Source organism: Aestuariivivens sediminicola (assembly GCF_022662015.1).
Lineage (GTDB): Bacteria > Bacteroidota > Bacteroidia > Flavobacteriales > Flavobacteriaceae > Aestuariivivens > Aestuariivivens sediminicola.
The window spans coordinates 224581-244982 of the sequence record NZ_JAKMCM010000003.1 but is presented as its reverse complement, the minus strand read 5'-3'; the positions used below and the strand labels follow the sequence as shown (position 1 = coordinate 244982).

Annotated in this window: 18 protein-coding genes; 9 read left to right on the top strand and 9 right to left on the bottom strand. The window is 41.7% G+C overall.

The window, feature by feature from the left end; genetic code table 11:
• Positions 1–59: 59 nt before the first annotated feature.
• Positions 60–2789 carry a pyruvate, phosphate dikinase gene (ppdK, locus tag MR041_RS08595; RefSeq protein ID WP_242093203.1) on the bottom strand — a complete coding sequence of 910 codons (2730 nt, stop codon included), beginning with the start codon at positions 2787–2789 and terminating at the stop codon, positions 60–62.
• 192 nt (positions 2790–2981) lie between these two features.
• Here ppdK and MR041_RS08590 point away from each other — a divergent pair, with 192 nt between their 5' ends.
• The 7 genes from MR041_RS08590 to MR041_RS08560 all read left to right on the top strand — a co-directional run bounded on the left by MR041_RS08590 (position 2982) and on the right by MR041_RS08560 (position 10647).
• Positions 2982–4754, top strand: coding sequence for an AMP-dependent synthetase/ligase (locus MR041_RS08590; RefSeq protein ID WP_242093202.1), 1773 nt, complete (start codon positions 2982–2984; stop codon positions 4752–4754).
• A gap of 133 nt (positions 4755–4887) precedes the next feature.
• Positions 4888–5280 carry a DUF1761 family protein gene (locus MR041_RS08585; RefSeq protein WP_242093201.1) on the top strand — a complete coding sequence of 131 codons (393 nt, stop codon included), beginning with the start codon at positions 4888–4890 and terminating at the stop codon, positions 5278–5280.
• Positions 5281–5625: 345 nt separating this feature from the next.
• A complete protein-coding gene (locus MR041_RS08580; RefSeq protein ID WP_242093200.1) occupies positions 5626–6507 on the top strand; it encodes an ester cyclase in 882 nt (293 codons plus the stop codon).
• 71 nt (positions 6508–6578) lie between these two features.
• The gene (locus tag MR041_RS08575) at positions 6579–7763 is read left to right on the top strand and encodes an acetyltransferase domain-containing protein (protein WP_242093199.1); all 1185 of its coding nucleotides are present in this window, start codon (positions 6579–6581) and stop codon (positions 7761–7763) included.
• A gap of 12 nt (positions 7764–7775) precedes the next feature.
• Complete coding sequence (locus MR041_RS08570) at positions 7776–9074, top strand: APC family permease (RefSeq protein WP_242093198.1); 1299 nt, start codon at positions 7776–7778, stop codon at positions 9072–9074.
• A 96-nt stretch (positions 9075–9170) separates the two neighbouring features.
• Positions 9171–10106, top strand: coding sequence for a TolB-like translocation protein (locus tag MR041_RS08565; protein ID WP_242093197.1), 936 nt, complete (start codon positions 9171–9173; stop codon positions 10104–10106).
• A gap of 145 nt (positions 10107–10251) precedes the next feature.
• The gene (locus MR041_RS08560) at positions 10252–10647 is read left to right on the top strand and encodes a hypothetical protein (RefSeq protein ID WP_242093196.1); all 396 of its coding nucleotides are present in this window, start codon (positions 10252–10254) and stop codon (positions 10645–10647) included.
• 56 nt (positions 10648–10703) lie between these two features.
• Here MR041_RS08560 and MR041_RS08555 read toward each other — a convergent pair whose 3' ends face one another.
• The 3 genes from MR041_RS08555 to MR041_RS08545 all read right to left on the bottom strand — a co-directional run bounded on the left by MR041_RS08555 (position 10704) and on the right by MR041_RS08545 (position 13735).
• Positions 10704–11258 (bottom strand): hypothetical protein, encoded by a 555-nt coding sequence (locus MR041_RS08555; protein WP_242093195.1) that lies wholly within the window; start codon positions 11256–11258, stop codon positions 10704–10706.
• A gap of 116 nt (positions 11259–11374) precedes the next feature.
• Positions 11375–12733: a M20/M25/M40 family metallo-hydrolase gene (locus MR041_RS08550; RefSeq protein WP_242093455.1), complete on the bottom strand. Its 1359-nt coding sequence runs from the start codon at positions 12731–12733 to the stop codon at positions 11375–11377.
• Positions 12734–12883: 150 nt separating this feature from the next.
• Positions 12884–13735: a PPK2 family polyphosphate kinase gene (locus MR041_RS08545; protein WP_242093194.1), complete on the bottom strand. Its 852-nt coding sequence runs from the start codon at positions 13733–13735 to the stop codon at positions 12884–12886.
• Between the two features lie 33 nt (positions 13736–13768).
• Between MR041_RS08545 and MR041_RS08540 the strand changes: the two genes are divergently transcribed.
• Together MR041_RS08540 and MR041_RS08535 are read left to right on the top strand one after the other, a co-directional pair.
• Entirely contained in the window at positions 13769–14401 is a 633-nt protein-coding gene (locus tag MR041_RS08540) for a flavodoxin family protein (protein WP_242093193.1), read from the top strand.
• A gap of 81 nt (positions 14402–14482) precedes the next feature.
• Positions 14483–15235 carry a hypothetical protein gene (locus MR041_RS08535; RefSeq protein WP_242093192.1) on the top strand — a complete coding sequence of 251 codons (753 nt, stop codon included), beginning with the start codon at positions 14483–14485 and terminating at the stop codon, positions 15233–15235.
• A gap of 298 nt (positions 15236–15533) precedes the next feature.
• Here the strand turns inward: MR041_RS08535 and MR041_RS08530 are convergent, their stop codons facing one another.
• The 5 genes from MR041_RS08530 to MR041_RS08510 form a co-directional block, all read right to left on the bottom strand.
• Positions 15534–15914, bottom strand: a complete 381-nt coding sequence (locus MR041_RS08530) for an HU family DNA-binding protein (protein WP_242093191.1) — start codon at positions 15912–15914, stop codon at positions 15534–15536.
• A 179-nt stretch (positions 15915–16093) separates the two neighbouring features.
• Positions 16094–17257 carry a sigma-54-dependent transcriptional regulator gene (locus MR041_RS08525; protein ID WP_242093190.1) on the bottom strand — a complete coding sequence of 388 codons (1164 nt, stop codon included), beginning with the start codon at positions 17255–17257 and terminating at the stop codon, positions 16094–16096.
• Positions 17258–17259: 2 nt separating this feature from the next.
• On the bottom strand, positions 17260–18114 hold the full coding sequence (locus tag MR041_RS08520) for a DUF6268 family outer membrane beta-barrel protein (RefSeq protein ID WP_242093189.1): 855 nt from the start codon (positions 18112–18114) through the stop codon (positions 17260–17262).
• Positions 18115–18180: 66 nt separating this feature from the next.
• Positions 18181–19086 carry a mechanosensitive ion channel family protein gene (locus tag MR041_RS08515; RefSeq protein ID WP_242093188.1) on the bottom strand — a complete coding sequence of 302 codons (906 nt, stop codon included), beginning with the start codon at positions 19084–19086 and terminating at the stop codon, positions 18181–18183.
• A gap of 1 nt (position 19087) precedes the next feature.
• Positions 19088–20401, bottom strand: a complete 1314-nt coding sequence (locus MR041_RS08510; protein WP_242093187.1) for an ABC transporter permease — start codon at positions 20399–20401, stop codon at positions 19088–19090.
• Between the last annotated feature and the right edge of the window lies 1 nt (position 20402).

Genomic DNA, 20402 nt, shown 5'->3' with positions numbered 1-20402 from the left:
AAATAAAAAAAGCCCGGGACTGTTTGAAGCCCGGGCTTTTAAAACTAATATTAATGACATCATTGAGCTGCTTTAATTGCGGCCTGAGCAGCAACTAATCTGGCAATCGGTACCCGGTATGGAGAACAGCTCACATAATCCATACCAATATTGTAGCAAAATTCTACAGAACTGGGTTCACCGCCATGTTCACCACATATACCAACCTTTAAATCCGGTTTGGTGCTTCTACCGCGTTCGGTTCCTAATTTTACCAGTTGTCCGACACCTTCCTGATCCAAAACTTCGAAAGGATCGACTTTTAATATGCCTTTATCGATATAAACGGGAAGGAACTTACCGGCATCGTCACGTGAATAACCAAAGGTCATTTGGGTTAAATCGTTTGTACCAAATGAAAAGAACTCGGCTCTTTCGGCAATGGCATCCGCCATTAATGCGGCCCGCGGCACTTCAATCATTGTGCCGACCAAGTAGTCTACGGTATCCTCTCTTTCTTCAAAAACGGTATTGGCCGTAGTTCGAATGATGTGCTCCTGAGCCTCAAACTCACGAACGGTACCTACCAATGGAATCATAATCTCGGGTCTGCAGTTAATCCCTTTTTCCTTGAGATTGAGAGCTGCTTCAATAATGGCCCTGGTCTGCATTTCGGTAATTTCAGGATAGGTATTTCCCAAACGACAGCCACGATGGCCCAACATCGGATTAAATTCTTCCAGTTCGGCTACTTTATTTTTTACCGCCTGCAATGAAATATGCATTTCTTCAGCCAGTTCCTTTTGGGTAGTCAACTGGTGCGGTACGAATTCATGCAATGGCGGATCCAATAAACGAATGGTAACGGGTAAGCCCTGCATGGCCTCGAAGATACCTTCAAAGTCAGAGCGCTGCATAGGCAGCAACTCTTCCAAGGCCTGTTTGCGTCCTTTAACCGTATCGGCTAAAATCATTTCACGCATGGCCTTTATGCGGTCTACCTCAAAGAACATATGTTCGGTCCTGGTTAAACCAATGCCCTGAGCACCGAAACTTCGGGCTACTTTGGCATCCTTGGGTGTGTCGGCATTTGTTCTCACATTCATTTTACCATAGACGCTGGCCAACTCCATAAGCTCGGCAAACTCGCCGCTCAACTCCGGCTCCATAGTAGCCACCTTACCTTCAAAAATATTACCTGTGGAACCATTCAATGATATCCAGTCACCTTCGTGGTATTCATGTCCATTTACGGTTAACGTTCTGGTTTTATAATTGATCTTTAAGGCGCCTGCACCTGACACACAGCATTTTCCCATACCTCTTGCCACAACGGCGGCGTGGGAGGTCATTCCTCCTCGGGCGGTCAATATCCCTTTTGCAATGTTCATACCCTCAAGATCCTCAGGTGAGGTTTCGATACGCACCAATATACTGTTTTTAAATTTGGAGGCCTCATCGGCGAAAAACACAATTTTTCCTGTTGCCGCTCCCGGAGATGCGGGCAAGCCCTGAGCCATAACATGGGCTCGCTTCAAGGCTGCGGGATCGAAAATAGGGTGTAATAGTTCGTCTAACTTGTTAGGCTCGATGAGCAACAGGGCCTCTTTTTCATTTATCATCCCCTCCTTGAGAAGATCCATTGCAATCTTCACCATGGCTGCACCAGTGCGCTTGCCATTTCTGGTTTGTAAAATCCATAATTTTCCATCCTGAATGGTAAACTCCATATCCTGCATGTCGCGATAATGCTTCTCAAGAATATCCTGATAGCCGTTTAACTCTTCAAAAATAGATGGCATGAGTTCTTCAAGGGAAGGGTAATCCTTTGCACGGTCTTCCTCCTCAATTTTAGCCAATTCCGCCCAGCGTTGAGAGCCCAGTTTGGTAATCTGCTGTGGTGTTCTTACACCGGCCACAACATCCTCTCCCTGTGCGTTAATGAGGTATTCTCCATTAAATACGTTCTCTCCCGTACCGGCATCCCTGGTAAAGCAAACACCCGTACCTGAAGTATCACCCATGTTTCCATAAACCATGGCCTGTACATTTACGGCTGTTCCCCAGTCGGCAGGATACCCGTGCATGGTTCTGTAATACACGGCCCGGTCACCATTCCAGCTATTGAATACGGCAATAATAGCACCCCATAGCTGATCCCAGGGATCGGTTGGGAAATCATGCCCTGTACGCTTTTTAACTGCTTCCTTAAAGTCGTAAACCAGATCTTTTAGATCTTGAACCGTAAATTCGGTGTCCAGAGTAATACCGCGTTTGTGCTTCAAATGTTCCATGATCTCTTCAAACGGATCGATGTCTTCCTTGGAGGCCGGCTTCATACCTAACACCACACCGCCGTACATCTGAATAAAACGACGATAGGAATCCCAGGCAAACTGCTCGTTGTTGGTTTTTTTTGCCAAACCCAGTACAACCTCATCATTCAGACCTAGATTTAATACCGTATCCATCATACCGGGCATGGATACACGAGCACCGGAACGCACTGAAACCAATAATGGATTGTCAATGTCTCCGAATGTAGACCCCATTAAGGTTTCAATATTATCTATGGCTTGTTCAACCTCGTCCTTAATTAATGCAACGACTTCCTCCTGACCCAAAGCATTATATTCAGTACATACCTCAGTCGTTATGGTAAATCCCGGCGGTACAGGAATTCCTATCGAACTCATTTCGGCCAAATTAGCGCCTTTTCCTCCTAATAGATTTTTCATTTTACTGTTGCCATCGGCCTTTTTATTACCGAATCGATACACTCTTGTTTTTACCTTATCAATTACTTCCATGATTGCTTATTTTTAAAAGTACGGGTAAAATTAACCTTAAATAAGAAGTAATTTAATGATAAAAATCATATAATGATTTGTTTATTCCATACTCGAGTATATGGCGATAGGCACATGAGGTTTTTAACAGATCTGTTTGAAAATCCTCCATAATTTTATACTTTGCAGTGGAGCTTCTTAAAAAAACGATTAGTGGCAATAACAAGACTTTTTGAATTTCCCTATTACCAGTTGGAACATGGTCCTTTAAAGGCATCGTTAGTAACGAAATATAACGGCGAATGGGTTGAAACATCGACACAGGAGTATATCGACAAGGCCAATGCCGTGAGTCGGGCACTTTTGAGGTTAGGCGTTAAAAAGAATGATAAGATAGCGGTTATCTCGTCGACCAACAGAACTGAATGGAATATTGTTGATATTGGGGTCCTTCAGGTTGGGGCCCAGAATGTTCCCATTTACCCCACTATAAGTTCTGAAGATTATGAATACATCTTAAATCATAGTGAGTCCCTTTACTGTTTTGTATCGGATGAGGAGGTCGTTGCTAAAATTAATAAGGTCAAATCCCGAACACAACTAAAAGGCGTCTATACATTCGATCATATTGATGGGGAGCAGCACTACTCGGAATTACTCGAATTGGGTGCGGACCGGTCAAACCAAAACGAGGTAGAAGAACGGAAAGCACAGGTGCAACAAAGCGATCTGGCTACTATTATCTACACCTCCGGAACCACAGGCAAACCCAAAGGCGTGATGCTGTCGCATTGGAATATCACCAGTAATGTACTCGATAGTGTCCCAAGAGTACCACTCCCGCAAGGAAAAACACGGGTTCTGAGTTTTTTGCCCATATGTCACATTTTTGAACGGGTACTCATATATGTATACCAACATGCCGGCACTTCTATTTATTTTGCTGAGTCGCTCGATAAGATTGGCGAGAATGCCAAAGAAATAAGACCGCATATGATGAGTGTGGTCCCAAGGTTACTGGAAAAGGTTTTCGACAAGATAATGGCCAAGGGCCAGGAATTGGGCGGTATAAAGAAAGGTCTGTTTCTTTGGGCCGTGGGCCTGGCGGAACGTTGGGAACCCTATGGTAAAAACGGTTGGTGGTATGAGTTCAAACTAAAAATTGCAAATGCCCTGATATTTAAAAAATGGCGTGAAGCACTGGGTGGGGAACTGAGCACAATGGTCTCCGGTAGTGCACCTTTGCAACCCCGGTTATCGCGCATTTTTTGTGCTGCCGGTATGCAGATAATGGAGGGTTATGGCTTAACCGAAACCTCGCCGGTAATTTCAGTCGGCATGTATGCCAATAACCATTTCAAAATTGGAACAGTAGGTAAGCCGATTGAAAATATTGAAGTTAAGATTGCAGAAGACGGTGAAATTCTTATAAAAGGCCCTAATGTGATGCTGGGCTATTATAAGGATCCTGAAAAAACGGCAAGCGTGATTTCGGGCGACTATTTTCATACGGGTGACAAGGGAGAAATAGATGAGGATGGCTTTCTGAAGATAACAGGACGTAAGAAGGAAATGTTCAAAACCTCCGGAGGGAAGTACATTATCCCGACGCTCCTGGAGAATGAATTAAAGCAATCCCGCTTTATAGAACAGGTTATGGTCATCGGAGAAGGTGAAAAGATGCCGGCTGCCTTAATTCAACCTAATTTTGTGTTCATCAGGGACTGGATTGCCAGAAAAGAACATGCGGTTTCTAACACGACTAATGAAGGGCTTATCAACTCGGAGATCGTGTGTACCAGAATGCAAAAGGAAGTGGATCGCTGCAACACCAAATTTGGCAAATGGGAACAAATAAAAATGTTTAAACTTACTCCGAATGAATGGTCTGTGGAGCATGGAGAACTTACACCAACTCTGAAAATGAAACGCGATGTTATTGCAGAAAAATACCACCATCTCATTGAAGAGATCTATCGTCCTTAACCGCCTGTGTATTTAAATTATTTTTAATTTTTTGTCTTGAAAATATCATATTCTCAAAAAAATACCGTCATATTTAGGATGTTGATATTTTTTTTATAATTTTAGTCGCATCTAACTAATTAAATTTTTTCATATGAAAACAAAAAATTTTTTAGCTGCCGGTATTGCCGGTGGTATCGTTGATTTTCTTTTAGGATGGTTATTCTATGGAATACTCTTTAAGGATTCCTTTGATCAGCCCGAAGAAAATTCTCAAGCCATGCTGTTCATATTTTTGGGTTGCCTGACGTTTGGTTTGTTTTTGGCCTATATTTTTGGCCAATGGGCCCAAATTTCTACGGCAAGCACCGGAGCCAAAGCTGGAGCCATCATCGGCCTGTTCATGGGATTGCTATTCAATTTCTTCCATATAGCAATGCATGCTGATGCGTCCTATCAGGTCGCCGCCCTGGATGTTGCAATTTCGGTGGTTATGGCGGCAATTGTAGGTGCAGTAGTTGGTTTTGTTAACGGTAAAATGGGATAAACCTTTTTCTAAGTCTTAATAGTGTAGAACCATGTCTTATCGGACATGGTTCTTTTTTGATCTCAAATTAAAATCAAATTTTATGGCTGATGGCATGCCTGTATATTTCATTTTTTTCACTACATTGTACACCATCTCCCGCGATCTTAATTTAATTTTTTAAAAAAAAGGCTCAATATGCTGTATCCCTTATGTTTCTTTTATGGTCTTAACAGTATATTCTCAAATGCCCTTCTTTATTATTATAAAACCACCGCTAAGACGCACCTATGTTACAAAACTCAAATGTAGGAATCCTATAAATCATTTAGTATTCAATATTAATTTCACCTAAAACCAACCAAAATGAAATCAATCAGCACACTCTTTATTATGACCATTTTTATTTTCTTTAGCTCTTGCCAGGATGCAAAAGTTGAGAAAAACATTTCCATGTACAGCGAAACCTGGGATCAGATCATTAACGATGCCAATCTGGATCTTATCAATGCGGATAACTTCACAGAGGACATTACCCTCGTTTCCAGTCCTGAGAATGTTGTAGGCATTGAAGCATTTAAAGCCTACTACTCCAACTTCATTACCGGTTTTTCAGATGTTAGCTTCAGCATTAAAAATGTGTTTGGCCAGGGTGATGACCTCGTAAAGCATTGGCATTATAAAGGCACCCATTCCGGTAATTTTTTCGGTATTCCGGCAACCGGAAAGACGGTAGACCTGGAAGGCGTTACCCTTGTTAAAATGAAGGAAGGGAAGATAGCTCAGGAGCAGGATTTCATGGATAACCTTCTTTTTATGCAGCAACTTGGTATTGATCCACTCTTGAATCCAGGCAATGTCATTACGATTAGAACTGTATATGAAAATTTTGCCAAGGGCGACATTGAAGCTGTGGGTGCGGTAATGGATGAGCAGTTAGTTTGGAACGAGGCGGAGAACTTTCCTTACGCCGACCGCAATCCCTATAATGGATTCAATGCGGTTGTGGAAGGTGTTTTTACCAGGATTATGAACGAATGGGATAACTGGACTTTAAAGGACATGGAATTTTATGAAATGACCAATAATCAGGTATTGATGACGGGCAGATATCATGCGAAATACAAAAAAAATGGTGCTTCGCTTAACCTGCAAATGGCGCATTTATGGACCTTAAAGGATGGTAAAATAATTGCCTTTCAACAGTTTGCCGATACCAAGGGCATAGCCGATGTCATGGCTAAATAATGCCTGCAGACGCAAAGTGTAACCAGAATTCAAATAGGCAGTTAGTTAACCTAAAACCTTCGTTTTTCTAAATGGCATTAGTTAAATCTACACGAATTGAGTCCATAGATCTGTTAAGAGGCATTGTAATGGTATTAATGGCCCTAGACCATGTTCGGGACTATTTTCATTATGATGCGTCGCTTCATGATCCCACAGATCTTGAAACCACCACACCCATTCTGTTTTTTACACGCTTTATTACCCATTACTGCGCACCCGTTTTTGTCTTTCTGGCCGGCACATCGGCCTTTCTCTATGGAAGCAACAAAACGAAAACCAAATTGTTCAGGTTTTTGTTTACACGTGGGTTGTGGCTTATCCTATTGGAAATTGGTGTAAACAGTCTTAACTGGACCTTCGATTTGAGCTATAGTTTTGTCGTTTTACAGGTGATATGGGCTATTGGCGTAAGTATGTTATGCCTGTCGTTTCTGGTATTTTTACCACGAAAGCTTATCGCGGTGATCGGTATTGTTTTAGTTGTCGGTCATAATGCTTTAGACCCTATTACCATGAAGGGGAATGCTATTGAATCGGTCATATGGTACATGCTGCACCAGGCCAACGGCATCCCTGTAGGAGACGCCACATTTGTGTACTTCGCTTACCCTGTTATCCCATGGATAGGATTGATTGCGCTTGGCTACTGTCTGGGTTCCTTATATACAAGAGGCTACGATAGATTCTTGAGAAAAAAGTGGTTACTGGGCCTCGGTTTTGGTTCCATAATTTTATTCTTTATTCTCAGAGGCATAAATGTTTATGGCGATCTGGTGCCATGGTCCGAACAGGATACCCTATCGAAGACCATTTTATCCTTCTTTAAGGTTACGAAATACCCGCCCTCCTGGGCCTATCTCCTAATTACGATGGGGCCGTCCTTAGTGTTGCTGCATTATTTGGAATACGTTAAAAACTACATCGGGGATATCCTTCTGGTATTTGGTCGCGTACCCCTTTTCTATTATTTCCTGCATGTTTTTGTCATTCATGTAGGCGCCATACTCGGCGTTATACTGTTTAATGAGAACGGTATGGCATTGGTATCGTCCATTTCCGGAAACCCTATTGCCGGACTTGCTGCGCATGGTTATTCCCTTTTTACGACCTATGTCATATGGATTGTTATTGTTACGCTGCTTTATTTTCCGTGTAGAAAATACATGATTTATAAAATCAACAACAAACATAAATGGTGGCTGAGCTACCTTTAATATCCCTGTGTTATGCCCCTGAAAGATGAAGGATTAAAAAGACGTATTGGTGTCTTAGGCTTATCGGCCAATATCATTAACATTATTATAGGCGCGGGCATATTTGCCTTACCTGCAATAATAGCCTCTAAAATGGGGGCCACCAGTATCTTTGCCTATTTGTTTTGTGGTCTGCTCATCGCCTTGGTCATGCTTTGTTTTGCCGAGGCCGGCAGCAGAGTGAACAATACAGGAGGGCCCTACACCTATATCGAGACCGCCTTTGGCGATTACGCCGGCTTTTTGGGTGGCGTTTTTGTTATTGTTAGCGCCTTATTCGCTGATGCTGCCGTGTCCAATGCATTAATTGATATGCTGGCCACCACATATCCCATATTTGAAAACAATGGGATACGATTGGCCTTTTTATTCGTCATTTTAAGTGGATTGGCGCTTTTAAACGTGATTGGGTTAAAACAAGGCATCGGGTTGGTAAAGTTTAACACTGTGGCCAAACTGATACCCCTGCTCCTAATGATAACCCTGGGGTGGAAAGGGGTCTCCATTGAAAATTTACAGTTCGATAGCTACCCCTCCCTCAAGACCCTGGGAGAAACCTCCCTAATTTTATTCTTTGCTTTTCAGGGAGCGGAAACCGGACTCATTGTTGGTGGTGAGATCATAAATCCCAAACGCAATGTGCCTCGGGGTATTTTTATTAGTATTGTGACGGTTGTTGGTATTTACATGCTTATCCAGGGTGTTTCTCAAGGTGTTTTGGGTGAAGACCTTCCTAATTTTACTGCAGCGCCCCTCGCCGAAACCGCAAAGGCTATTTTTGGATCTTTCGGTTTTACGCTGTTGTTTCTGGGAGCTATGATCTCCATGTTCGGCTACCTGAGCGGCTCGATACTCAACAACCCCCGGGTGCTTTATGCCCTGTCCCGGGACCGCGTGATCCCAATAAAAAAATTATCAAGGATCCATCTCTCGTTCACGACACCCCATATTTCAATTATTGTTTATGCGGCCTTATGCTTTATAATAGCCGCGAGCGGAAGTTTTAAACAATTGGCCGTGATTGCCAGTGGCTCCATGTTGATTATTTATTTTCTGGTATCTCTAGCGGTTATCCGACTGCGCTTTAAACAAAAACGACATCCCGCTGAATTCAGAATCCCCGGAGGGCTTCTGGTCCCTTTGTTGTCTATGGGTATTATTCTTTATTTCCTCTACCATCTGTCGAAGAACGAAATGATCGGGACCCTAATTTTCATTGCCGCCTTAAGTCTCATTTTTATGGCAATTAAATATTTTAAAACCGGTCATTAAGTTGGGTCTGCCCATCCTGTACCATTATCACGTTTCCCTTTTATATTTAGGAATATGTTTATCTTCGTAAGATCATATCGCTTTAACTCGTATACTGTGCATTTAAAATTCCTTTTCATCCTATGTGCTTTGTCTCTGGCATGGACCAGCGTTGCCCAGGAGACCTTGGGCTATCGGGAGGAGATATTAACCCATTCGAATGCGGATAGCAGATATGCCAGTTACAATTTTGATGGTAGTAAGATCGTATTTGAAACCAATCGCGACGGACGCTGGCAGATCTATACCATGGATATTAACGGCGGACATCAAAAACCGGTATTCAGAAGTAGCAGTAATGACAGGCGTCCCACCTGGCATCCCTATAAAAATATAGTGCTTTTCGAATCGGACAGAAGTGGTGTTTCGGAGATTTATTCCTATTCCTTCGAAAGCAATAGCACCAGTAAACTGCCCATTAATCTGGATGGTGAGAAAACCTATGCACGTTATGCCCCCAATGGTGTTGAACTGGTTTTTAGTTACAAAGTCAAAACGGGGATTTACGACATTTACAGGTGTTCCGTTAAAGGCAAACGCTTAAAAAAAGTCGTTTCCAACAAGCACATGAACATCTATCCTCATTTCACCCCTCGTGGAGATAATATCATCTATTTTTCAGATAGGAATACACAGAGCGATGGTCATATCATCTACTCATACAACATTATTACCAAAGACCGCGACCGCTTAAGTTATTTTAAAGATCATAGTGAATACCCTAATTGGTCGAACGTCAGAGCCGGTAGAGTCGTCTATTCGGCCAAGGTCGAAGATATGAGCCATTCCGAAATATTTATTATGCGAAATGACGGCACCCGTAAAACCCGGGTTACCTTCAATGATGTTGAAGATATACTCCCAACCTGGTCTCCGAATGATATCAATCTCCTTATTACGGGATACAGAAACGGACATTTCCAGATCTGTAAAATATTCTTGAAGGAACCCCTGAGTGAAAAGAACAAACCTTTGCACCATCAGCAGATTTAGAGGACTTCAATAAACGGATGGCACAGTGTCTTGAGTTCCATTCACTCAGGCGATGTACTTATTCTATGTCTGAGACCTGAATTTTAGTATATTTATGGAATACTAACCAAACTTCCCGCGCAGAAGTTTCCTAAACTAATTTACAATGAAAAATAAGTTTCTTGCCATTATCGGAGGCACTGTTGCCCTCTTTGGTCTCGGTTATTTGATTTACGTCGTTTTGGGTTTTAATGCTCATAATACGGAACTCTCCGAGACCGTATTCACAAAATTAGATCTTCCGTTCATCATTCTTATGGAAGTCCTATATGCCACCCTGCTTACTGTGATTTTCAGTAAATGGACGGAGATAAAATCCTTTTCCTCGGGGGCCCAGGCCGGGCTACTCATTGGAGCCTTTATCGGTGCATGTTCAACTTTGGAACTTTTTGCCACAAGTGAATTACTTGAATTAGGCGGTGTTGTAATGGCTGCCATTACTTTTGGAATACGATTTGCCGTAGCCGGTGGGATTATTGGCTATGTTTTAGGAAGGGATTGATCTGTTATTCATAAGGCGTTTTTGGTGTCCGACCAAAAACGTCTTTTACTCTTAATTTATTCCCTCAGCTTTCCCCAAAACACACTGACCTTTGAATTGAATGGATTACCGGAAGCACGTCTTAACATGACCACCTGTCCGCAATGCCATAGGGCATCAGCTATGGGTCCATTGATGAGATTCCAAAATGGGAAATTAGCATTATCGAACTGCTCTAAATTATCTGTTTTCTTCAGAATGTCCGAGGCAGTCTTAAGAAGCAACAAGGTCTGTCTTCGCTTGGCTTCAAATGAAAGTTCTTTCTTTTCGGCCTCCGCTTTAGGCGGTGAAAGCGTATTCACGATAAAGGTTGTTAGTCCCAAAATATGGTCGAGGGTTTCATCTGTTGTTCGACCCGAAGCACTGGGTCTGTAATTTAAATCCTCAGGCCTCAGACCTTCCGTGGCCCAATAGTACCTGAACCCAAGGCCATCTACCATTCGAGAGGCTACAGTTCCGGCAGTGTAGCTTTCGGCGGGATCAGGAATTTTGGAATATGGTAATTGTTCATGTGTTTGTACCATTGTAATCATGGTTAATAGGACTGCCATCAATAAGAAGTGCTGTTTCATCTGTTATATTTTTGTTGTTTTTCTTCATAGCGACCTGTTTTTTAGGCCAGGTCCATAGAATGTGCCATAGCGTTTGGTGATAAGGAAATGAGATAGGTTATGGCTCATGTCATGTGTTAATTCTTCAGACCGCCTGGCATGGTATTTACACCGTACTTATCGAATAAATAAACCAAACCTGTCATGGTAGCTGCCCCCAGTTCCAATTCTCTTTTGTTTACCGCATCAAAGGTGTCGTTACTTGCATGGTGATGGTCGAAATAACGCTGAGAGTCAGGACGCAATCCAGCCAAAACATTGGTGTTTGTTTTTAATGGACTAACATCTGCTCCGCTTCCCCCTTTTTCGAAAAAATGTATGAGGTAAGGCTTAAACAAATCTCGCCATCCCAATACCTGCTGAAATGTGGTTTCCGTACAATCGAAACTAAACCCTCGGGGTGTGAATCCACCCGCATCACTTTCAAGAGCAAAGACATGATTTTCCCCCTTTCTTTTGGCCTCTTCGGCATACTTGTTACCGCCGCGCAACCCGTTTTCCTCATTCATAAACAAGACCACCCTTATGCTTCGCTTGGGCCGAATTCCGGTTGCTTTCAATAGTCGCAACACCTCCATCGATTGTACAACACCGGCTCCATCATCATGAGAACCATCTCCCAGATCCCAGGAGTCCAGATGGCCTCCAACCACTATATATTCATTGGGATACTGGCTCCCTGTAATCTCGCCTATGACGTTATGGGACAAGACATCTTTAAACTGTTTGCAATTTTGCCTAAAAAAGAATTCCAGGGCATCGTCCAATTTGAGCATCGCACTCAACAATTCGGCATCATTCGTACTAATGGCTGCTGAGGGGATGCGTTTTTCCACCGGCAAATCGTTATAGGTCATGCTTCCCGTGTGCGGTAAATCGTCCAAACGTAAATTCATGGAACGCACTATGACCCCGACAGCCCCGTATTTTGTGGCCTGAACCGCTCCTTCATAACGCTGATTCACACATCCGCCATAGGCGTCAAAGGTTTGTATAAGATCAGGTTGCATCGGACGATTATAGAACACTATTTTTCCCTCAATATGTGCACTGCCAAGCGCCTCCAGTTCCTCAAAATCATGGACCTCCACCACCTGGGCCTTCAAACCTAATGCCGGAGTAGCAACAGAACCGCCCAATGCACAAATATTAACCGTAGTGGTCTTACCTTCGGAGGACTTGATATAGGCGTATTCCTTTGCCCCTCTCACCCATTTTGGAACCATAACCGGTTGTAACCATACCTTGTCCAAACCAAGTTTTTCGAGTTCTTCCTTGGTCCATGCAACCGCTTTTTCGGCGCCAAGGGACCCAGACAACCGACTTCCAATTTGGTTCGAAAGGTAATTCAGCCAATCGTAGCTCTTGCCATTGGTTAAGGTGGTTTTGTAAATGCTTTTAAACACCTCTTCATCGGTTTGCGCATATGAGGCCATCGCACATAACAGTCCAATACTTATACATATCGTTCTAAAATACATCATAGGTATCCAAATAACTTTACATTGTCGTTAACACTCATCTTTACATCCGGGTAAATATAGCGTTAATTCGAAGGAATTCATCCAAATGAAATCCTAAAAAAATTAGTTCTGCTCAAGTTGTTTTTTGTATAGAGCCAGGTTTTCCTTTATGTCCTGATCGAGTTCAGGCTCCTTAATATCGGTATACCCGATTAATGTCTCGTATAATACCTTGGCCACCAAATAACGAGCCGTGGATTTATCGTCTGCCGGTATAATGAACCAGGGGGCATGGGGCTTTGATGTTCTGTTAATCGCATCCTGGTAACAGGCCTGATAGTCGTCCCAAAGCTTTCGCTCTTTTAAATCGCCCGGAGAAAACTTCCAATTCTTATTCGGCTTGTTTAAACGGCGCAACAAACGGTTTTTTTGTTCTTCTTCCGAAAGGTGTAAGAAAAACTTAAAAATAATCGTACCATTTTCTGCAATGTGCTTTTCAAAATTATTGATCTGCTCAAAACGCTTGTCCCAAAACCCATCATTGATATCCTCAAGTCTATTGACGCTGGGAATCTTTTCGCCCAGGATATATTCGGGGTGGACCCTGGTTACCAAAACATTTTCATAATGGGTCCTGTTAAAAATACCAAATTTACCACGCTCGGGAAGCACCAAATAATGCCGCCACAAGTAATCATGGCCTAATTCGAGCTCGGTGGGCACTTTAAAACTGTGTACCGAAACCCCCCTAACATTAAAATCTTTGAACACCTCGCGTATGAGACTATCCTTTCCGGCCGTATCCATGCCTTGTATACAGACCAATACGGCATACTTGTCATGCGCGTACATGGTGTTCTGCAAATCTCCCAATTGCTTTCTGAGTGTCTTTAGATGTTTCTTGGCATCATCGATAACCAATTTGGTATTGGTGTCTTTGATAGTTATGGCCTTTGTAACCCTGAATTCATCCATCTGTTCGTGTATATCTGTTTAAATATATAAATTATGATTGATTTTACTAAGCATACCATTGAATGTTTCGATGTAAAAGAGCAAAACATTAGCCATAGGTTTTGTTCTTTTGATGTAAATAACAACCTAACTATGACAGGCACAGTGATAATCCAGGCCAGTTCAAGGAGCAATGGTGATACAGGACGGATCGTGGAATACATGGTTTCGAAGTATCAATTTGATAAAATTGATCTACAGACGAAAACCATTGGACATTACGATTATGAGTATAAGAATAAAGACGACGATTTCATTGGTCTGATAACCGATATGATCAATAATTATGATACCATTATATTTGCCACCCCTGTATACTGGTACAGTATGAGCGGTATTTTAAAGGTGTTCTTTGATAGAATATCGGATCTTCTGAGAGTTCACAAGGAAACCGGCCGGAAACTTCGAGGAAAGCGGATGGCCATGATCAGTTGCAGCAATTCGGATGACCTGATAGCAGGTTTCAATATGCCTTTTTATGAATCGGCCAACTATTTAGGTATGCATTACCTGGGTGATATTCACACCTATGTTAAAGATAATAGGCTAAACGAGGCGGTTATGGGTAAAATTGACCAATTTGTGCAGCACATAGAGGATTACAAGGCCGAACGGGTCAGGAATTAGGAGTTTTCGACGAACGGCACACATAAATGTCGTGTTTTTAGTACATTAGCCCTACCTATTTATGTATTAAACCCAAATCCCATGAAAATTTTCTTGATTTTAAGTCTGTTCGCAATGGGCCTCAATGCCTTTTCTCAGAACGAATGTGACGAAGCTAATTCCTATTTTGTCATTGCTTATTCTCACGTTAAGGAGGCCTATGACTCCAATAATATCAGTCATTTAAAATATTTTGCAGATCGTTCATTAAAGTCATTCAAACTGGCCAAGAAGGCAATGGGCAACTGTAACTGTGTAAAGGCCCTGATCCTTGCGAACAAAAGCATCGATCTACTGGCGAAAGTAGATACAGCAGAGACTTACGAAGACGGTCGTTTTTTTGTAAAAAGGGCACGCGATATCAGCAGGGAATGTGTGATTGAAATTGATAAATGTTCCGTGGCCTCAACGACACTGATTTCCGAAACGAATAAGTCGAGTACGCTGAGCGATTTGGAAAAAGAGCAATTGAAACTCAGGCAGCAGCAGGATGCCCTAAAGCGAAAGGAAGCAGAACTTAAGGCCAAATTAGCAGAACAGCAGGAAAAATCACTTCTTCTTAAGAAAAAAGAACTGATTCACTCTTATGAAATTGCCATTAGCTCCACCATTAAAACGTATAATGAAACCTTACATATCTGCAGTTGCAACCATGATACCTTAAAGGCTGAAGTAGCCACAGAAGACGAATTGGAAACCCAAAGTTTAGAAGCCATAAAAAGTTATTTTAACCAAACGATTAAAGGGTTGGCCTCTAATTACATGGCTGAACTTAATTCGTGCAGCGCCAATTGAAATAGAGAATTAAAATCTATTGTTATCCGGAGGGCACCCCTCATTAAAAGGGGTAAAAAGGCTCTACCCATCGAGGTGTCTTCTAATAAAGAATGAACTCCGGCGACTTTTTCTCCTTCTATTGGCACCGCTTTGCATTTCTATCGTCTTCGTGAACTAATTTCTTAAGCAGTATTGTAAAAAATTGTCCTGTGAATTTTGAAAATTCACAGGACAATTTTCAAAATTCACAGGACAATTTCGATATGCCGTGCTTATAAAAGTAAAAATTCATGCCTAGAGCATTAAAGCCTTGTGCCTAGTGCTTCTCATATTCGAGCTGAGTGAGCATTTCCTTAAACGGTTTACCGGGAGTGAACATAAGTTCAGAAGATCTTATTAATTGTTTGTTAACCGCAGCTTCCGTATCGGCTCCTTTACTGCGAATTTTGACCTGTAATGATCCGAAATCACCAAGGTCTACGATCTGGCCTTCTTTCAGCTCAGCAATTGAAGCCTCTATGAGGGCATAGATCACACCATGAACATCGGCAGGACTCATGGTACTGCTTTTCCCAATGGATTGGGTTAATCGATTCAAATCGCAACGTCCCTTGGCAAAGCTTGAGGCATACCAGCGTTTCTTCAGTCCGGTAACCAATTGGACCGTTTTGTATATTGCTCTGTATGGAATGGCCATAGTCGAATTTGTTTTATAGTATAATTAAACCAAAAGTAACAAATTATTCCTACAAAACTATAGTCTTTCACGTATTCAAACCGTAAAAATAACCATTCATAACTCAAGAGCAGTTCCTAAAAAAGTTGCTGTTCAAAGGCGGGTATGAATACACACCTTGCGCACGACTTCAAACCCGTTTATTTGCTTGCAAAGAGTTGGACATCGGATTCGCTGACCTCATTCCCTCCAAGTATGATAAGACGTTCTACTACATTTCGCAGTTCTCGAATATTTCCTGTCCAGTCGTAATCCTGCAGTTGCCGGAGGGCTTTTTCAGTAAATCGCTTTTTAGCAGTTCCCTGTTCATTGGCAATCTTTTCGGAGAAATAATCGACCAACAGGGGAATATCATCTCTTCTGTTGTTCAGTGCCGGAACTTCTATTAAAATAACCGCCAGTCTGTGGTAAAGGTCTTCCCTGAATTTACCCGATTCAATTTCTTTCTTGAGGTCTTTATTGGTAGCCGCCACCACACGAACATCGACTTTTATATCTTTATCGCTCCCCACGCGCTGGATCTTATTTTCCTGTAAGGCCCTTAAGACCTTGGCCTGGGCCGAAAGGCTCATATCGCCAATTTCATCGAGAAAGATAGTACCGCCGTTAGCCGCTTCAAATTTTCCCGCCCTGTCTTTGTTTGCACTGGTGAAGGCGCCCTTTACATGTCCAAACAACTCGCTTTCTATGAGTTCGCTTGGAATGGCAGCGCAGTTGACTTCAATGAGAGGGCCTTTGGAACGCTCGCTTTTTTCATGCAGCCAATGTGCCACCAATTCTTTTCCCGTGCCATTGGGACCTGTAATGAGTACACGGGCATCTGTCGGGGCCACCTTATCGATCATGTCCTTAATCTTGGAGATGGCTTCGCTCTCCCCGATCATTTCGTACTTCTTACTTACTTTCTTCTTCAGGATTTTGTTTTCAACCACCAATTCCTTCCTATCCAAAGCATTTCTAACCGTATTCAACAATCGGTTCAGGTCCGGCGGTTTCGAAATATAATCGAAGGCTCCCAGACGCATGGTATTGACAGCCGTATCTAAATCGCCATGACCGGAAATCATGACTATTGGAATTTCAGGTTTTATCTTCTTTGTCGCCTCAAGGACCTCTACCCCGTCCATTTTCGGCATCTTGATATCACAAAGCACCAAATCATAGTCTTCATTTTTTATTTTCTCGATACCGCTTAAGCCGTCTTCTGCCTCTTCGACGGTATAGGTGTCGTTCTCTTCCGATAGAATCTTGACGAGCACGCGCCGAATCGCGGCTTCATCCTCTATTACCAGTATTTTTGACATAGTTATAGTTTAAATTTTATTCCTGTTCTTAAATAAAACGCATTGACATCATCTAATTTATAGATTTCATCTCTTTTATTATTGCGCAATACATTATTTAACCTAAAAGTATAACCTGTATACAAATACCCTACCAAATGCTTCGTAAACAGATATTCATAGCCAACACCTCCAACAATTATGGACAATGATATATTTTCAACCTCCTCGCCATCAATAAGCAGTGGTTGCTGAATATGTGCTAAATAACCATCTAAACCAACAAAAGCCTGGATATTGTTTTGCTGATTTATGGCATATTTTAAATTGGACTTAGGCACACCCAGATTAACACTCCAGTTGTGATTAATTTCTCTAAAGTAACTCACAAAAGGTAATGGAAATGGAATCCCCGTTGTGGCATTATAGGTTAAGCCCAAAATTAATCGGAATGGCCGTTTTAAATCGGTGTCTTTGGTCCTATCATGAATAAAATAGACCCCTCCATTCATAAAATAGTCCTCGGAAACCAGGGATTTGGTCAAAGTTGAGGCAATTCTGGGATTAAATTTAAATCCGGCACGCCATTTGTCGTTCCATTTAAAGGTATATCCCAAACTTAAATCGATGACGTGAATTTTATCTAATAAAGCCGTCTCAAAGGGATAGTCGTCCTCCAGATTCAGCAATATGCGATTATATTCCCCGCCAACAATGAGGTAACCGTCTTCGCTGAGTTTGATGGGGTAATTGATTAATCCCCGCAACCTGGTATAGTGATCCTCGGACTTGTTTTTTGGAATAAAGGAGTATTCCAATCGCAGCAAATCTGTGAGTTGGGCATTTGTGTTGTTGTACGCCCCAAGGAAGACCAACAAAAAAAATGCTTTAAAAACACGACACTTCAAATTTTGATATGTGTTTATGTGGTAAATACTCCTTTTCTATGTTGATTTTCTATAAATATGTACATCGCGCTGTGGGAACGGAATGGTAACATGATGTTCTCTAAACAATCGATCTATCTCAAAACGTATATCACTCTTGGGAAATTGTGCTTTAAAGCTATCATTCATTGTAAAAACTATTTTAAAATTAAGGGAACTGTCGCCAAAATCCGTAAATACTACGGTGGGTTCAGGTTCACTTAACACCTCCGGATGGTCACTAACCGCCTGAATTAGGAGCTTCTTAACCAATTGCACATCACTTCCGTAGGCCACACCCACGGAAACAGACTCTCTGGTAATGGTGCCGTTTTGGGTCCAGTTGTAAAGGCTGTTGGTTAAATAGAGGTGATTAGGTATAATCAGCACCTTGTTGTCTATGGTAACGGCCCTGGTTGTACGTAACTTAATTTCTTCAACACGACCAATTTTACCCTCCAGTTCAATAATATCACCTACATGTACCGTCTGATCAATTAAAATAAAAACCCCGGATATAATGTCTTGAAATAAGGTTTGTAAAGCCAATCCAACGCCGATGAGCAGGGCCGCTGAAGCTGCAAAAATAGCAGTGACATTAACTCCTATGGAATCTAAAGTAATCAGCAGGATGATAAGATAAATTAGCCATCTGAAATAACCAAATACGACATTAAACTTAATTTTATCATCTTTGGGGAGTTTACGGGTAAGGATTCTAAACAGGATTCTTAAAATAATGGAGGTAATAAAAATTACCGTAACAACAATTAAGAGATCGAGAATCGAAATACTGATGTCATTACTAAAATCCATATGAAGGTTGAGAAAGTTCTTGAAACTTTCCCAAATGGAACTATCGGCTATCACCTCACTGACCTGTTCTACCTTATCTTCTATTTTATCTGTGACATTATCTTGCATCTCAATACTTTATCCATTTAATCAATTCTTTGTAACTCGGTTTCTTTCCATACATTAAAATACCAACGCGATATATTTTGGCGGCAAACCAAACTGTAAACATAAAGGTAGCAATTAACAACAACAAGGCCACTATCTGCTGCCATAAAGGTACACCGAACGGAATTCGCATGAGCATAACTACAGGTGATGTAAATGGAATAAATGAAAACACCACCGAAACCGTACCATGCGGATCCTCGATAACTGTAAAAATACCGACATAAACCGCCAAAATCAAGGGCATCAATATGGGCAGTATAAATTGTTGGGTATCTGTTTCATTATCGACTGCCGCACCGATGGCCGCATACAGTGAACTGTATAACAAATAGCCTCCCAAAAAATACAAAACAAAAGCCACAATTAAATTGATAATTGGCAAATTGAAGAAGGAGGTCATGATATTTTGCACCTGAACATTGAGTTCCGGTTGTTCCAAAGTCTGTTGCAAGACCTCTTGCTGTGAGTTTTGTAACTGGCCCGGGTCGATACCAAACAGAACAGATACCAGGGCCATTAGAACACCGCCTATAATTAACCAAATAACGAACTGCGTAATTCCGGCCAATGAGGTTCCTATTATTTTTCCTAACATGAGCTGTACGGGCTTCACAGAAGATATGATTATTTCTATGATGCGACTTGTTTTTTCCTCTATGACGCTTCGCATGATCATATTGCCATAAATAATGATGAACATGAACAATAAATAGCCTGCCATACCTCCAAAGGCCAGTTTCAAAATGCTATCCGTCTTAGAGGTTTTCTCGCCTTCAAAACTCTCTTGGACAATGTCAATCTTAATTTTCGAATTATTAATCAGGTCCACGTCAATACCTTCCTGAATAAGTTTAAGATCGGTTAATTGCTTTGCAATTTTATTCTCCAGGTCAGAGACCACCCTGAGTGATGGTGACTCTTCCGAATAAAAATTGATCGTATTGCTTAAATCCTCAAAGTGATCTGATTTCTGTATGTGCAGCAATCCGTAATTTTCTGATGTTCTTGTAATGTTCTTGGCATCTTCAAGGGACATGTTTTCAAGAATTTCATACTTTGTCTTTTCCGATCCCTTGAATACATCAGCTACAACACCGGACTCATCCAACACTGAAATGGTATGTACCTTGTCGTTGTTTAATTGGGTTATATAAGCCACGACGGCAATAAGGGCAATGAATATAACGGGACTGAGAATAGTCATTACAACAAAGGACTTATTCCTGACTTTCGTCAGGTATTCCCGCTTAATGATAAGTGGTAAATGGTTCATA